10 protein-coding genes are annotated in these 12,718 nt (G+C 58.9%); 4 read left to right on the top strand and 6 right to left on the bottom strand.

Features of this window, described 5'->3' with window-relative positions; genetic code table 11:
* Window positions 1–170 precede the first annotated feature (170 nt).
* Both PQR02_RS38055 and PQR02_RS38060 read right to left on the bottom strand, forming a co-directional pair.
* Window positions 171–2,633: a glycoside hydrolase family 15 protein gene (locus PQR02_RS38055; protein WP_408242990.1), complete on the bottom strand. Its 2,463-nt coding sequence runs from the start codon at window positions 2,631–2,633 to the stop codon at window positions 171–173.
* 682 nt (window positions 2,634–3,315) lie between these two features.
* Window positions 3,316–4,692, bottom strand: coding sequence for an FAD-binding oxidoreductase (locus PQR02_RS38060; RefSeq protein ID WP_408242991.1), 1,377 nt, complete (start codon window positions 4,690–4,692; stop codon window positions 3,316–3,318).
* A 1,159-nt stretch (window positions 4,693–5,851) separates the two neighbouring features.
* On the opposite strand from PQR02_RS38060, the gene PQR02_RS38065 reads away from it, so the two are divergent.
* Complete coding sequence (locus PQR02_RS38065) at window positions 5,852–6,778, top strand: DUF3553 domain-containing protein (RefSeq protein ID WP_408242992.1); 927 nt, start codon at window positions 5,852–5,854, stop codon at window positions 6,776–6,778.
* Window positions 6,779–7,236: 458 nt separating this feature from the next.
* On the opposite strand, the gene PQR02_RS38070 is transcribed toward PQR02_RS38065, so the two are convergent.
* Entirely contained in the window at window positions 7,237–8,034 is a 798-nt protein-coding gene (locus PQR02_RS38070; RefSeq protein WP_408242993.1) for an SDR family NAD(P)-dependent oxidoreductase, read from the bottom strand.
* Window positions 8,035–8,043: 9 nt separating this feature from the next.
* The gene (locus tag PQR02_RS38075; RefSeq protein WP_408242994.1) at window positions 8,044–9,081 is read right to left on the bottom strand and encodes an MFS transporter; all 1,038 of its coding nucleotides are present in this window, start codon (window positions 9,079–9,081) and stop codon (window positions 8,044–8,046) included.
* 229 nt (window positions 9,082–9,310) lie between these two features.
* On the opposite strand from PQR02_RS38075, the gene PQR02_RS38080 reads away from it, so the two are divergent.
* Window positions 9,311–10,024, top strand: a complete 714-nt coding sequence (locus PQR02_RS38080; protein ID WP_408242995.1) for a hypothetical protein — start codon at window positions 9,311–9,313, stop codon at window positions 10,022–10,024.
* A 526-nt stretch (window positions 10,025–10,550) separates the two neighbouring features.
* Here PQR02_RS38080 and PQR02_RS38085 read toward each other — a convergent pair.
* Window positions 10,551–10,937: a hypothetical protein gene (locus PQR02_RS38085; protein WP_408242999.1), complete on the bottom strand. Its 387-nt coding sequence runs from the start codon at window positions 10,935–10,937 to the stop codon at window positions 10,551–10,553.
* Between PQR02_RS38085 and PQR02_RS38090 the strand changes: the two genes are divergently transcribed.
* Both PQR02_RS38090 and PQR02_RS38095 read left to right on the top strand, forming a co-directional pair.
* Window positions 10,839–11,090 carry a DUF4142 domain-containing protein gene (locus tag PQR02_RS38090; RefSeq protein WP_408242998.1) on the top strand — a complete coding sequence of 84 codons (252 nt, stop codon included), beginning with the start codon at window positions 10,839–10,841 and terminating at the stop codon, window positions 11,088–11,090. The two genes, PQR02_RS38085 and PQR02_RS38090, sit on opposite strands and share 99 nt — an antisense overlap.
* On the top strand, window positions 11,011–11,265 hold the full coding sequence (locus tag PQR02_RS38095) for a DUF4142 domain-containing protein (RefSeq protein ID WP_408242996.1): 255 nt from the start codon (window positions 11,011–11,013) through the stop codon (window positions 11,263–11,265). The genes PQR02_RS38090 and PQR02_RS38095 overlap by 80 nt, the downstream gene beginning before the upstream one ends.
* Window positions 11,266–11,559: 294 nt before the next feature.
* Here the strand turns inward: PQR02_RS38095 and PQR02_RS38100 are convergent.
* Window positions 11,560–12,718, bottom strand: a 1,159-nt coding sequence (locus tag PQR02_RS38100) for a sulfatase-like hydrolase/transferase (RefSeq protein ID WP_408242997.1), incomplete at its 5' end; no start/stop codon positions are given.

A 12,718-nucleotide genomic window follows, 5' to 3' on the forward strand; every position in this document is an offset into this window, starting at 1 on the left:
GTCGCGTTCTGCCGGTCGCGGTAGAGCGAGCGTCATCGAACGACGGCTGACGAAGCTCGACCACAAAGACGACCTATCTTCCCTTTGTACCGAACGCTTTGAAGATTTCATAGCGATGTCGCCCTCCTGCAGCGCCTGCGCCACCTGGTTGCTGCCTGACCCGTGGTCGCTCAGAGGTGGAGGGCGATGGTGAAGTTTTCCCCCTGCCATGTCTGGGTTGCAGTCCAGAAGAAGGTGAATGTAAGGGACGACCCCGCCTGAGCTGCTTGCGTAGGCAGGTCTACGTAGAAGATGGCGAGCGCGGTGGCGGCGGCTGTCGTGTCCTGCCATGTGTTCCAGTTATCGATCGACCAGCGCAGACGGAAAGGTGCATCCAGAGGAATGCGAACCGTCTTGCCCGCCGCCATCGACGGTAACTGACGATCGAAGTTCCAGACCTCGAGCGTGCTCGCGGCGCGCGGAGTCCCGCCCGCCGTCGGCTGGTAGCGGTTAGCCACTACATCCAGCCGGTCGAAGACACGATTGTCCGAAGCGGATCGAACCAGCTTGATGTATTCGGCGTGTGCCCATGCAAGGGGCATGGCAGAGCCGGTCGGTCCTCCGGTGACGAACGGAGTGTTCGGAAGATTGGGTAGATCCCACACTTGCTCCGGAAGCAAACCACGCGATCCAGCGAACGCCTCAAGATATTGAATGTAGGGTTTGGGGTCGTTGCCAGCCGCCAGTTCGTAATGGCCGCGTTCGCCGGTGAGCAACGGCCACGGGCGGCCGACACCGAAGGAGCAGCCAACGTACCAGTCCTGACCAAGATCCCCTTGACCATAACCGTCGTGGTTGTACCGGTAGAAACCTGGCCCCTGCGGCAGGCTTTTCTTGATGATCGCGTCGACAACCTTGACGGAACTGACGATGATAGGATCGTCCGCGCCGCGCACGCCATATCGCACCAGTTCCAGAAAGCCCGCGTCCACGACGTCTCGTGCGTTGTACGTCTGATTCCAAAGGGTCACCTGGACAACATTGGGATCTTCCGGAAAACCGAAGTCTCTTGCGCCGCCCTTGACGTGCGTCGGCAAAATCCGGACGTAGTGTTGCGAAACGCCTGGCAGTAGCGTGCCTTGTGTGGTCACGCACCATGCCTCGAGATGCGCCTCAAGGAAGTCAGCGTATTCGAGCAGAAATTGAGCCGTAGTCGGGTCCGCCCATTGATCGGCGGCGCAAACTAACGCGGCTATGTTCGATGCGAGAGTCGATGGCGAATAACCTTCGAGCTCTTCCCATCGCTCCTGCTGGGTCATCGGGCCATTTATGATCAGCGCCCTCGCGGCAGCCAGTACCATCCCCGTCGGGTCGAACTGATTGAGCAAACCGGCCTGGCTCAGGTGATAGGCCAGGATGATAGGAAACGAATATTCATCAAGCTGCGAGCAGTCCCCTGGCCACGGCTCTCCGTCGATGAAGAACTTCTGGTGGAAGTTGCCATCCGCCGACTGCGAAGAGGCCAGAAACATGAGCCCTCGCAACGGCGCATCTTCTTCGCCCGCGGCAAGGAGCGCGATTGCGCTCTGGCACATATCACGCGGCCAAACCATGTGATAACCGCAAGCCAGATCCGTGATCGTCCGCCCCCAAGGAATGCTTAACGAGGCCACCAGCGCTCCGTCAGCTGTCTTGTCTTCATGGGAGAGCAGGATGTTTCGACTTTTATTGAAAAGCGAATCACCGTCTCCCGTGGTCCCTGGTTTCGGTACGAACGACGTGGGAACTGCTGCTTTCCAGCCCTGGATAAATGCCTGCAGATGGCTGTAAGTGCCCGCGGGTCCGTCAAAAGGATACGACAGCGCCTCGGAGACGGCGGTCAGCGCGTTGTTGGGGGAGGTCTGCGTTATCGGGGTTGCTTCATCGATGCAGAACGCCAGTGCCAGTACAAATTCATTTTGCCCCGGTGCGCGTTTGATCTCCGCCGTCAAAGCGACGTATCCTCCCTTGGCCGAATCGTAATTCCAGACCGGCAAGCGTTTGTTGGCGATGATATCGGTCCAGCCGTCGTTGACACCCACGAATCCGCAACTGGTCACCCCAAAGCCGCGGTCTGCTCCCAGGGCCAGCCAATAATTTGCGCGCGTAGCCACCAACCGATCTCCATTTGGGGTGCTTACGCGGTATGCAGTGTTATCGGCTCCATATCCCGCCATATGCGGCGCCAGAAGCGCATAGACGTGTAGCTTATCGAGGAAAGGTTGGGCTCCCTGCAATGTCGTGCGAACTAAGAGGCAAGACGCACCCGGTTCAGTGATCACGTCCTGCACGACCGTGTAGGGCTGTCCGATAGCCTGGGAATTCAGCTGGAAGGACAGGGCTTGCGGTTCCGGAAATGTGCACTGGTACGTGAAATCCTTCTGCATATCGTGAAAGAAGGTCGACCCGTCAGTGACGATGAGCTGGAAGTCACGCACTTGCGGGGTGTCAACGTCTGGAAAGTATATTTCGGTGAGGATTCCCCCTGCGGTCGTGTACCACACTTGGCTGGACAAGGAGCGCGCGGTGCCGATGGCATCCTTGTCCGCGCGGCTCCAATTGAGCGGATTTCCGGGCGCGCCGGGAGCCGAGTTGGATTGAAGCAAGTTTGCCATGGCATTTCACCCCATTATTTCCCTACCGTTATAGGGCGCAGAAGTAGCGAATGCGAGCTTCTTTGACTGGAGGCTGCGTATGCTTCGCTCGTAATGACGATTGGCGGATCACGCACCCACGCAGGCCACCGCGCTTTGCTAGGAAATGTGCATGAAGCAATGGCCGGGTTTGCCATACGTTATCGGGATTGCCAGCGGCGGAGCGGATGGTTGGCGGCCGGTGCGGACTTCGCCTCTGGCACACGTCGAGGACAAGGCCGACGCAGCCATCGGGTCTCGAGGTTTCATAATCGTGCTCGACTCGCCGATGGCAAACGTTGCCATGACCGCGACTTCACGTACGAGTGCTTGTGTAGCCGCGACGCGGACCACGGCGAGCAAAGTCTTGCCTTATGTCTGACCGGAGCCGGCCAATTCTTGCCGCTCGCCTATCCCACGAAACGGTCATTCGAACGGCTGGTGCAGTTCGAAACCTGCCGGATGCCCTACGGAAGAATCGGTCAAACCTTTCGCGCCACGCGGCCCCAGGCCATCTCTGAATGTCCGGTTCAAGTAGGCGGAATAGGCGGGGTCCACGAGAGTCACCACACACACTCACAGCCACGTCGAGACCACTCTTTCAATGAAAGAGGAAGCGCTGCGCGCGCTGGTCAGTAGATGACCGAAATTGGGACGATCCCCGTCAGGCCAGCGGCCGGATGTTCTGGTTCATGCGGAAGAAGTTCGTCGGATCGTACTTGGCCTTGATCTGCTGAAGCCGTCGGTAATTGGGACCGTATGCAGCTGCAATTGGTTCGCCCGTCTCGTCGTCGTCCAAGTAGTTGACATAGCGACCGGCGGCAAAGAAAGGTCGCATCTCTTCGTAGGTTTCGCGAGCCCAGGCGACGCATGCGCCGGTCTCCGCCGGCTGCATCCATTGAGCGAGCACGAGGAAGTTGTAGCCTTCACGCCGGTGCGGGAAGGCCGTATCGGCAACATTTACCCGGGCGACGGCGCCGTGGAAATGTTCGAGGAGCAGTTGGCCCATTGTCGTCGGGCACCGCGCGAAACAGCTAATCATGGTGTCGATCGCAGCGTCGCTCAGCTCTGTGAGGAAGTTGGACTTCCAGTAGTTGAGAGCGCCTTTCGGGTAGTTGGCGTCGAGCATGCTGTTGAGCTGGGAGTAGGGGATCGGCCCAACGGCATCCAGGATGGGAAGCGCGAATTGTTTCAGCGGCCGCATGGCCCTTTCGGCGTCTTCCAACGGCCCGCAGTGGCAGGTGACCAGGGCGGCCACCTCCGTGCCGGACCCGTCTGGCGCATGCGTCAGCGATGCGTATAGTGTGTGTTCATCAGGTAGCGATCGTGTGCTGTCGCGGAAGAATTCGAGCATGGCGCGGGAGCGTTCGATCGGGTGGACGATCGGGCCGCCCATAATGGTCGGCCCAACCGGGTGGAGTTCATACTCGAAGCTCGTGGCGACCCCGAAGTTTCCGCCGCCGCCCCGAAGAGCCCAGAAAAGCTCGGGCTCCTGGTGCTTGCTAGCCCGCAAGACCTTGCCGCCAGCCGTGACGAGCTCCACCGCCCGCAGATTATCGAGTGCCAGGCCGTATTTGCCCATCAGCCAGCCCACTCCGCCCCCGAGGCTAAGTCCGGCAATGCCCGTGCTGGAGACCACGCCCCCGGTGACAGCCAGGCCATGCAACTGCGTCTCGCGATTGAGCTCGCCCCAGGTGACGCCGCCTTGCGCCCAGACTGTTCTACCCTCCGGATCGACATGGATGCCCTTCATCGGCGAAAGATCGACCATCACCCCACCATCAATCGTCGCCCGTCCTGCCACATTGTGGCCGCCGCCGCGAATTGCAACCTCGAGGCCGAGCCTGCGGGTGAGATCGAGGGCCCCGACAACGTCGGCCACGCCCTGGCACCTGGCGATCAAGGCGGGCCGCTTATCGACCAGGCCGTTGTGGACCCTTCTCGCATCCTCATAGCCGGCGTCCATGGGTTTCAGGAGCTGCCCTCGGAAGGTGGCAGCAAGCTCGGCCGCAGCGTCGGCCAAGGATCCAATCGGCAGCATGGCGTTTTCGCCTCGAATTCGCCCCAAGTCGTCTGCGTTCGCATTGAGCTTGTGTAGCTTGGTTTGTTATAGGGCGGCACCGATAGGACATGCAGACTAATGCGAGGCGCAATCCGCCACGCATTTCTCTGCTCTCAGTTTAATTGGCTTCCGTCGAGCAGCAGGCAGTCTGTCCAAAAACCGACAGCGTGCGTGTTTGTGTCGGGCATAAAAGCGGATATGTCGCTTCCGTGAATTGGCGGGAAACTGCGGTTGCACGTCGAACTTGCAGAGCAGATGCCCGTCTGTGCAAATGCGTGAGCAACCAATTCCGCATGAGGCACCTCTCTTGACTTACTTTCCGGAGGCCGCCGGCGGAATTTCCGGCGGTCGCCGCCCTACTTTCTGCTGCAGCGTCGTGACAACGGGGGGGCGCAGAGCTTCGAATCTCCTCCTGTAGTGAGCAATGCACGGCGCGGTATCCCACCGATGGTCGAACTCATACGCAATCGACTACAGCCGAAATTACAGCAGGTTAATAGCCTTTTTCCGGATCAGCGGGTTAATCAGAATTGCTTCACTGGTCGGTCCACGCTGCCATTGGAGGTGGCATGACAGGATGAAACGATTCGGGTGGTCTTGGGGGGCGCTCGTAAGCGACCATTCGTCAAGCGCGGGACCCGACTGGGTGCAGATGACCGCGTGGCTGCCGAGTAACCCGCCGACGCGACAGCACGGATGGCCGCTGTGCCTTTGGAAGCGGCCGTCGTGCAAGCGCGGCCGCGTATGGCCGGAGAGGGTCGCGTGCTGCCGATCGCAGCCTGGTGGGGATCAAGCTGCGTATGCCTATTGCACCCGACCAGGAAGCGTCATTCGCTCCCACCGTCGCTCGGACGTTCCGGCGGCGCGTCGACTCGGAAAACGGCCATTTCGTGAATGTCAGCTGGCACGAGCGGATCAAATTCGTCCGCTTCGGGGAACTGGTCGAAAGCTACAAGGCAAATGGCATCGTCCGTGGCGCTATCACGTCTGGCTGTTCGTGAAGTTTCCGCTCGTTGCAGCCGTTGGGCATCGCGCGCTTCATAAGCGCGATGGTCGAAAGGATGTGTTCGTCACCACACACAGAGAATCGGCTGGAAGCACTAGCCTACGGACCATGCGCGAAGACACGAGGATGAGGATGCAGGCGAAACTTAGAAAAGGCGATCGCGTGAAACACGCGACACGAACCGAGTGGGGCCTCGGAGAGGTGCTCGCAGATCAGACGGCGGACCGTGTTCGTATCATCTTCGAAGACGTGGGCCTGAAAGAACTCGATCCGGCCAAAGCGAAGTTTACAAACGTGACGGGCGATGAGGCGCAGTCCGACCATCTGACGGCGCTCGTTGCGCGTCAGTTGGCCCGCTCCAAAGGACAGCCTTCGAAGGCCGGGAAGCCGTCCATGACTCTTTCACTCAAGAAAGCAGTCGACAATTTTCTCAGCTATTTTCCGCAAGGATTCAATGATCACGCTTACTTTTCGGGACGGCAAAGCGAGCGAGAGTACAAAGTTGTCGCCGGCGATCTGCTTCGTGAACGTCTCGGAAAGGACGCCATCGCCCAGTTGCTCGACGCCCGCGCATTTAAGGAAATAGGCGAGCGGGCAAAGGCGGTCATCAACAAGACCAACCTGATTCACCAGCAAGAGAAAATAGGCTTGGGGAACAGTCTGTCGCTCGAAGAAAACCAGCAGGCCTTCGCCGAAGCGCTTGACTGTCTCCTCCACGGCTATGAGTCCGTGCAGCACCGGTTCGAGCGGTTCTGCAAGATGCTCGACAAGATTGATGCAGCGAAATGGCCTATAGCAACGTATTTCCTTTTCATCGGCTTCCCGGAGACTCAGGTCTTCGTCAAACCCGAGGTCACCAGGCATGCGGCCGATATGCTTCAGATCGACATCAACTATCGTCCCGAGCTGAACTGGCTCACCTATCGCTGCGTCCTGACGCTTTTCGAGACTCTGAAGGGCAAATTGATCAGGGACGGCCGCGCGGAACTCGTGCCGCGAGACATGATCGACGTGCAATCGTTCATCTGGGTCACCGCGCCCACTTATACGGAAAGCTAGTCATCGCCGCCTTGGCTTCTTGGCCGCGACCTTCTTCGAACTGCCTTGATTGAACTCGATCACTGCGCCAGCTTGTGAAGTTTATCGGAAAGCAATGAGCGTTGGACGAGAGGATTGAAAGGCGGCAGTACGATACCTTACGAAACGGTCACGTGAAGGCTAGCGATCGATACAGGCGCTTGTCAGGCTTCGAAGCGCGCTAGTTGGTACGGGCCCCAGGCAACGACCGTAAGTGCCTTGCGAGCGGCCGTAGACCGTTATCGCCGGCGTATGCCCGAGGGTCGACTTATGCCACTTGTATAGATGCCGCGCGAGGCGGATCCTCCGACGTCTTCGTCGGACCGGGTTCGGCCAGGACCTGACATATGGTGAAGGCGGCTGAGTGGCCGCTTGCGCTCATATGAGAGACCGTCACCCGCTTTGCGATCAATGGTACCGATATGCCGCGGTTGTCGCTGCTAGATGTCGAGTATTCCCGCCGCTAGAAAGCCACCATCGACTGCTACGTTTTGACCCATGATGTACGCCGCGCCATTAGAACAGAGAAACGCAACGGTATCGGCAATTTCCGACGGCTCCCCGTAGCGACGCATCGGCACAGTCCGGTTGTAGGTTTCACGCGTTTCGGTTGAGTGATGGTCCCGGGTCATCGGCGTCTCAATCGGGCCTGGTGCGACGCTGTTCACCGTGATACACCTTTCAGCAAGTTCGATTGCCATCTGTCGTGTAAGCCCGATCAAGGCCGCTTTGGACGTTCCATATGCCGTTCGGCCGGCACTCGCTCGAACGCCGCTGATTGACGCAATATTAACAATGCGTCCCCAGTCGTGACGCATCATCAACCTTGCCGCGCGCTGCCCACAGAGCATAGGTCCCGTGACGTTAATCGCGAGTACGCGCAACCAGACGTCAAGAGGGCATTCGAGAAACGACGAAACACCTGCGATGCCCGCATTGTTGATCAGGACGTCGCACCGGCCGTGTTCCCGCTCAAGCGCGCTGAAAGCCGTGTCAATCGACGATGCGTCGGAGACATCGAGACGCAGCGAAGACGCGTTGCCGCCAGCTACTTTGATAGAGGCTACGAGATTCTGTGCGGCGTCTGCGTCGATATCAGCGATGACTGCGAGGAAGCCATCCGATGCGAGTCGTTGCGAGATGGCCGCGCCTATTCCTGTCGCACCGCCAGTCACTATCGCGACGCGACTGGCAGAGGTGCGCGGATCATCCCGCGATTCTGGCGATTGGTTGATCATTAAATATCCTTAAATGGTTGACGGCCGGTCCACAAGCCGGGCAGGAACAAGGAAGACAAGAAGTACACCGACGAGCGCTGCCGCAGCGAGCGCGTACATGCCCGACGCAGTACTGCCGCTCGCGTCGGTGACCACCCCGACCAGAAAGGGCGCAACAAATCCCGACAGATTGCCGATCGACGTGATCAGCGCAAACCCTGTCGCGGCGGTGGCACCTTTAAGAAAAGCGGTCGGGAGATTCCAGAAGAGCGGAATGGCTGTCACGATGCCGGCCATGGCTGCGATCAACGCGCCAAAAGACCACATAGGGGTGCCGCGCAACAGCACGCTTAGTATCAGAAATACGGCGCCCAGCAGGCCCGCCAGCGCGAGATGCTTGCGGCGTTCACCGGTACGGTCTGAATTCCAGGCAAGTGCCAACATGGTCGCAACCGCCGCTGCGTAAGGTAGTGCCGTCATCAGTCCGATCTGCCGGATGCCGACGAAACCGAGCGCCTTGATCAGCGTCGGCAACCAGAAGCTCACGCCGTACAGCGCCGCTACGAACGCGAAATAGATCACGCACAGCATCCACACCCGCGGGTCAGACAGGCCTTTCGCAAAGCTGCCCGTGTGATGCGTCTGGCCCCCACCCAATTCCGCCTTGAGCGCGGCTTTTTCCGCAGCATCAAGCCAGGCCGCCTCATCGATGGTGTCGGGAACCAGCTTCCAGAACGCGATGCCGCACAGGATGGCGGGCAATCCTTCGCACAGAAACATCCATTGCCAGCCGCGAAGCGGGAGGAGAGCCGGTGCGGAGGTCATGAGCCATGCGGATAGCGGGCTGCCGATCACGCCGGAAATCGGCAAAGCAGTCATGAAAACTGCGATCACGCGCCCCCGGGTACGGGCCGGAAACCATTGGCTGACGTAAAGCATGATGCCCGGTGCAAAGCCGGCTTCCGCCACGCCGAGGAAAAAGCGCAGGACGTAGAAAGAGGTCGGGCCGGTGACGAACATGTGCAGGCCGACAGCACGCCCCATGACACGAGAATCCGTGTGATCCACGCTCGGGCGCCGACTCGGTGCAGCAGCATGTTGCTTGGGATTTCGAACAGGCAGTACCCGATGAAAAAAATACCGGCACCGAGACCATACGCAGTATTCGACAACCCGATATCGGGCGCCATCTGCAACTTGGCGAACGCAGTGGACTTCAGCGGAAAGACAGTGGCGATAACAGGCGCCGCAAGCGGTATCGGGCTGCGATGACCGGACAGGACATTCGTTCGGGTTCATGTCGTTCGACACGTTAGCGCGAACTGGCGTGCATCAGCACCTCGGTACGGCCTTCAGCTATTTTCTGTCGGGTGCGTTGACTGACTTCCAGGGTACGACTGGAGCTGGTGAACTCGGCGTGAACTTCGCGGGATCCACACACGATGCTATTGCTTATTTGCCGACGCTTACGGTGGGACGCATGGAAGGACCCGTTGCATATGGTCCCGACGTCACGCATTCGCTGCACGCGGGCAATCGCCATTCCGATTTCGAAAATGAATTTCCGGAACATCTTCCGGACCTGAGCATCAGGCTTGATGCAGTCCAGGTCAGTGCGACACGAGTCGCCGGGCTTACGCGACGACTCGTCTACGACTATGCGAACACACTCCACGTGCGTCGAATGACGCAACTGATGCTTTTGCCAGGAACGAAAATTCCTGCACACCGGCTTAGCGCGCTGGTCGACGCTTTTGTGCTTGCTGGCGATCTGTCGTTTGTTGCACACGACGCGGTATCGACGGTAAAGGCTGGTGATTTTGTCGTCATGGAGCCTGGCACCCAGGTTACCTTTTCGTCGCGCTATGGTGCGAGCCTGCTGGTCTGGGCAGATGGGCCGTCAATGTGGGAAGATGGCCTGGTCAGCCCCGAGCTCTATGGCTTCACCTCAGCACACGGCGACCCGTTGCGCTTTGGCAACCGAGCGCCGGCTGACATCAGCGCGACGTGAGTGGATTGCACGAACCCACTCATCCGGTCTATTCGATGAGTGGCGAAATTCAGCAGAGGTCACTTTTGTCCTGTTGTAACCGTCTCTTGTCGCGGAGAAAGCTGCCGCCCAAAAGTGACGGGCGGTGGGCCGCTTGGGGTCGAAAGCAGGCCATCCCCGCAACCCCTCCCCGCGAGTGTCGAACCACTGAAATATGGCGGCGTCGAGCAACGAACGGACGTACCAGCCGATCCATTGCCAAGTAGGCGCGATTCACATCGCGTTTTACGTCGACGATCTCGACGCGGTGCTCCGGCGCATCGCGCCTACTGGATGGCATCGGCAGGGGTGCAACAACTCATTGCGGCGGGACTGCAAGCAGGTACTGAGGTGTTATACGCCGTGGGGCCGGACGGTTCGGCGATCGAGTTCATGCAGCCGGGAAGTTGAATGCCTCGCTGCCTGGCGCGGCGGTCCGAATCGGCAGGGGAGTGACGACAAGCCGGTAACTGTCACGCGTTAGCCTGGCGCTTGCGGTCGGGTACGATCAAGAATTTTGCGTCGGCTGCTGGCCCCTCAACTCGATGAATCCGGCCGGATGCGTGACCTCGACGGGCATTGTCACGCGCATGTAGCCATCGAGGAAGCGTAGCATGTCTACTGTGTTGTAGACGCGCTCAGTGATCGGTGCGCTAAGGACCGGAACGCGAATTTGAGGGGAACAATGAACGTTAAACGTACCGCTGGAGCACTGGTGCTGCTCCTCGCATCGACAATTTGCGCATTTGGCCAGGAGGCGGGTCTGACCGATGCACAAATCGTCGGCATCATCGTTGTGGCGAATCAGGCGGAAATCGCGGCCGGCCAAACAGCCTTGCGCAGAACGCAGTCGAGAAGCGTACGATTCTTCGCGAATCGGATGATTGACGAGCATGGACAGGTCAACCAGGAAACCGCTGGATTGATGCAGAGACTCGCAGCGACTCCACAACGAAGTGGGATTAGCGATGCGCTCGCAGCAGAGCTACGACGACCTTGCGAGGCTCAATGCAGTCGAAGCTCACGAGTTCGACCAGGCGTACCTTGATCGCGAGGTGATCTTCCTGCAGCAACTGGTCAAATTGGTAAACACCTTCATTCGGTCCACGACGAACGCGGAATTGAAGGCACTCCTCGTCCGGTCTCGTCTGTCTTTTATTTTCCATCTCGACCAAGCTCACCAATTGCAGTTGGCGCTGGAACACCCGAGGTTTGGACGATGATCTGCGCGACGGGATCAGCGTGAGGACGGTCCGATCTGGAGCCGGCGTCCGACGTTCTCGCTCGCTTATTAAATTTCCGCAAGGGTCGCCCGCGTCGGATACGTACGACCGTAGCCGGCCACTTTGAGACTGTCACAACATTCGTTCAGGCGGCCGTTGAGAGGACCATTGCGGCCGTCGCCCCACCTTCGGATACTCCTGCAGCTTCAGCATTAGCTCGCGGATTGGGCCCATGTCACGCTTCATTCTTCACCCCCTGTCGCTCGCAAAGGGAGACACTCACGACAAAGCCATTCAAAGATCTCCGATACGGAATGGCAAATCCGGCTTTGACGTACCATTGACGAGATCGACGTACAAAAGGTATCGATCGCGGACGACGGTCTGTTGTCCAAGCAGACTGGCGGGCAGCGGTGCGCGCAACTCATTGGGCAGCACATCGCCAAGCAAAGCGCTGTAAAGGGCCGCGGCCGCTGGGTCTCTCTTGCGGTTTGCAAGTTCAAGGCGGCCGCCCGGCGTCGAGTAATCATAGAACTCAAATTCCATCGCCCCGTCCATCGCTATGCTGGTGGTCGCCTGTGTCCAGTTGGAATAGACACCAAGCTTGGCATCGGGCGTTCGCAGCCCGATGATGTGACCAGGCGAGTTGTTGAAATTGTAGATTCGCGGCACAGTTTCGTCCGACGTGTAGACGACATAGGGACGCCCCGCCGCGTTGGCCGATTTGAGCATCGGCAAGAGGTCATGGCGACGGCCATACAGTTGCGCAAGATCGCCGTTTAACCATCCCCGATCCCCCTTGTAACCAAGGCTGACCAGCATCGCCAGGATATCGACCGACGAGGTGAGCCCCGTCCGTACGATGTCGATGTCGTCAGTAAAATTTCCTGTGGGATCAAATACGATCAGAGGGACATTGTAAATCTCTTCGTAGCACGAACCTGCCTTACCGGAAACGAAACCATGCGCGCTTGCATACTCGCCGTGATCCGACGTGAAGACGACGATGGTGTTGGCGGCGACAGCACGCGGCAAAGCGTCGAGTACGCTACCGACGTAACCGTCAAGTGTGGTCATAACCTGCGTATACGAGTCGAGGCTGCGCTTCCAGTATGTGAATGGCGCTTTTGCAAGGCCGTCCGGAGGGTTGAGAGGAGGATCGGCGGGATTAGTCTGAAACTGGCTGATACTGAAGTCCTTGACCCGCGGATCGTCCGAAACACCACCCCATACCGTCTCCTGAAACAGCCGCGCAAAAGTCTGCGTCGACGGCTTCGACCTCGCGATCCGATCGGATGACTCCCAGTTGGGCGGAATGGCCGGATAGGCGAGCGCGGGAGGATCTTTCAGCGGGTTTGCGTTCCAGTCGTAGGATGGAGGGCCTTCGGTAAAGTTGATAAATTGCGCGAGTCCGGTCGGGTTGTAGTGACGGGAAGCGAACAGATCGGTGAAG

Origin of the sequence: Paraburkholderia sediminicola (assembly GCF_046026895.1) — a bacterium.
Taxonomy (GTDB): Bacteria; Pseudomonadota; Gammaproteobacteria; order Burkholderiales; family Burkholderiaceae; genus Paraburkholderia; species Paraburkholderia sediminicola_C.